Source organism: Fructobacillus fructosus KCTC 3544 (assembly GCF_001438695.1).
GTDB classification, from domain to species: domain Bacteria; phylum Bacillota; class Bacilli; order Lactobacillales; family Lactobacillaceae; genus Fructobacillus; species Fructobacillus fructosus.
Genome location: NZ_JQBH01000019.1, coordinates 9,661 through 12,449, shown reverse-complemented (window position 1 = coordinate 12,449; position 2,789 = coordinate 9,661). Strand labels below are relative to the sequence as shown.

Genomic DNA, 2,789 nt, shown 5'->3' with positions numbered 1-2,789 from the left:
CTTTAAGAAGCCAGACCTTAGCAACTACATTAAGAGTACCGAGGACGCCTTAAACGGTATCCTGTGGAAGGATGATGCCATGCTATGTGACATCAACGCTAAGAAGCGATTTAGCGATGAAGAGAAGATTGTTATTGAGGTTTCAAAGATTAACGATAATCAGTACTAAAGGAGGTGATCGATTTGGCGGAGACAGCGGAGCAATATTTCAAATGCTATTACTCGGGAAAGTGGGAGCATGATTTAGCGTGGCGGATCCATGATTTGAAATACTCACATAGTACTCAAGATGAAAATGTAGGCGGAGGAAGGGTCAAGAATGTCAACACAACGTTAAATTCAACCATTGCAAATATTGCAGCAGTTGAAGATGACAAGATTGTCAGAGAACTCCGGCATAAGATTGAGACGGTTAAGAATTATGAGTTGTCTCTGGACGATTACCACGTCAACCTGTTGAAACTCCGCTATGCCAAGAAACGTCACACGTGGGTCAATGATTCTAACCGATTGTATAAGTCTGTTAGGCAGTGTCAGTCTGATTTGAAAGCGATTAAAGATGATTTCATGCAGAGTGTTCTTTTTCAACCTGTGGAAAACTCGACCCACTAAAAAGACTGCGTTTTGACTGCGCGTTTTGCCTTAAAAAAGGTGTTATATTTGTATTATCGAATAATTCGATAGGGGCACAGAGCCGCGATATTATTATGGAACAGGCGTTAACTCGTCTGCAATATCGCTGTGTCCTTGAACAATAAGTATTAGGCTTCATGTTTCATTGGTGATGGTTACACCTTGACGCATGAGCGGTGCAACTCCGCTGTTGTTCTTAGCTTGCCGAGACCCAAGATTAGATACCTTGGTAGCAAGCAGTTGTGGCCATTTCTTGGCGGTTATGGTTGCGGTACATAATGACTGTTGCAAATTATGCAGCGGTCATTTTTGACATTAAATGACAATAAATAAATATTTGATATATAATTGTAATCAATAAAACTTATTGTTTAGGAGATGTTGAGATGGATGCATTCACATCACGAGTTCGACGTACCATTGGAATTGATGGGTTGATTTCTACAATTATCGGGGCGTTTATTACTATTTGGCCAGAAAAGAGTGCCAGCTTTGTTGCCGGTATGATTGGGTTTGCCTTTTTTGCAATTGGTGTATCTAAGTTACTGGTTTCTATTCGAGACACAGAACAAGGTCGCTCCAACCGTATTATCGGTATCATCATGTCAATTCTATACATGGTAGCAGGTTTGTTTATCTTCCTCGACCTGGAAACAGCCACACTATCACTTCTAGTTGTAGTTGGCGTGTTCACGGGTCTGACGTGGGCTATTGAAGGTGTTGTCCAAATGACAATTATCAATCGCTGGGGAAGTAATCGAGTGTGGCCATTCATTTCAGCTTTGATTAGTTTCCTAGCTGGATTGACGTTGGTATTTAGCCCATTCTTCGGCGGCTTGCTATTGTGGGAATTTCTCGGAATTATGCTGCTAGTAGTTGGTATCGTTAAGCTGGTACAGTTTGCTACTATTCGCCAATAAATACAGTTGAATAATAAATAATAAAACCACTAGTTAGTTTAGTCTAACGGTGGTTTTTATTTTGGAGGGAATATGGAATGAAGTGAAATAAATATGATTATGGGTTTATTTGATTTGATTAATACGAAATTTTATTATTTAATTTAAGTTATTAAATTAAAAACAAACGAGGGTATCTTGTATGGATTTCTATAAAATTTCGGCGCTAATGCTAATTGCGCTTACGGTATTGGTATATGCATTTATAAAAGTAATTCCCCAAATGGTCGCTGATAGAATTAATCAAACTAAGGATTACGATATTCAAAAAACATTACAAATTGATAGTTTTTATAGAGAAAGTGGTTCATCAGTTTTGCAAGAAATTATGATGGAATGGACAGTGATGGCTACTAACATGGAAGCTTTAGGCCAGTCATATGATGTAGACAAAGTTAGGAATTTAATTCAGAAAACGATAGGCTATTCGTCAGAACGGACAGTTAAATTAACTGCCGAGTATTTCCAGTACTTATATAATTCTACAGAAGTGGATGTAAAAGCGATTGCTTATTTGTCTATGATTGTTGCATCGTTGAAGTTTGATTTTACTGGTCAAACTGTTGATCCAATTGAAATCATTAAAGTGACACTTAAGGATTTCGATGATAATGTAGAAAAGTTAATGCGTTATAAAGATGAAATAAACAAAAAAATAAGGTGATTTAATGTTGATGGATTGGATAATTGCTGGCTATATAGTTATTTTTGTTTTAATTATCGGATTTATTTTTTTTTATAAGTGGATTAGTAAAAAATAACACCCCATACGTGGGTGTTTTTATTTTGGAGGAGAGTCATGAAAGATAATTTGAATTATGAAGGTGTGCAATTTATCATGAAGCACCCATTCTGGTCGTTCTTTTTCTTTTGTATGATTTTCAAATTGTATTGGAGGTAAAAAAATGAAAGATAATTTGAAGTTTAAGGTTACTAATACAATGGTGCACATGGCTAATGCGGTAGCATACATGGTATTGGCCGGTCTAATTGCAGGAGCAACTGGATTCATGTTCATTGGGGCTAAAATGCTGTGGTTCGGAGTGACGTTGTGATGATATAGGCAGTTTAGGCTGTCTTTTTTAGTACATAGATCAAGAAGAAAGGAGGAGCGCCAATGACATGACAAAACGTGATGAAGCTAAGCAAGACTACTTAGCTGGTATGAAGTACAAGGAGATTGCGGATAAATACGGG

Annotated in this window: 5 protein-coding genes; all 5 read left to right on the top strand. The window is 37.3% G+C overall.

What is annotated here, in order from left to right; translation table 11 throughout:
- Positions 1-28: 28 nt before the first annotated feature.
- The 5 genes from IV71_RS08480 (at position 29) to IV71_RS08290 (ending at position 2,647) form a co-directional block, all read left to right on the top strand.
- Positions 29-169, top strand: a complete 141-nt coding sequence (locus tag IV71_RS08480; RefSeq protein ID WP_420889352.1) for a RusA family crossover junction endodeoxyribonuclease — start codon at positions 29-31, stop codon at positions 167-169.
- A 14-nt stretch (positions 170-183) separates the two neighbouring features.
- Complete coding sequence (locus tag IV71_RS07290) at positions 184-612, top strand: DUF722 domain-containing protein (protein ID WP_010692163.1); 429 nt, start codon at positions 184-186, stop codon at positions 610-612.
- A gap of 407 nt (positions 613-1,019) precedes the next feature.
- Positions 1,020-1,553, top strand: coding sequence for an HdeD family acid-resistance protein (locus IV71_RS07285; RefSeq protein ID WP_010692162.1), 534 nt, complete (start codon positions 1,020-1,022; stop codon positions 1,551-1,553).
- 181 nt (positions 1,554-1,734) lie between these two features.
- Entirely contained in the window at positions 1,735-2,256 is a 522-nt protein-coding gene (locus IV71_RS07280) for a hypothetical protein (RefSeq protein WP_010692161.1), read from the top strand.
- 241 nt (positions 2,257-2,497) lie between these two features.
- Positions 2,498-2,647, top strand: a complete 150-nt coding sequence (locus IV71_RS08290; protein ID WP_010692158.1) for a hypothetical protein — start codon at positions 2,498-2,500, stop codon at positions 2,645-2,647.
- Positions 2,648-2,789 lie beyond the last annotated feature (142 nt).

Coding starts and splice junctions, on each gene's coding strand:
- IV71_RS08290 (WP_010692158.1), top strand. CDS start 2,498: ATGAAAGATAATTTGAAGTTTAAGGTTACTAATACAATGGTGCACATG.
- IV71_RS07285 (WP_010692162.1), top strand. CDS start 1,020: ATGGATGCATTCACATCACGAGTTCGACGTACCATTGGAATTGATGGG.
- IV71_RS07280 (WP_010692161.1), top strand. CDS start 1,735: ATGGATTTCTATAAAATTTCGGCGCTAATGCTAATTGCGCTTACGGTA.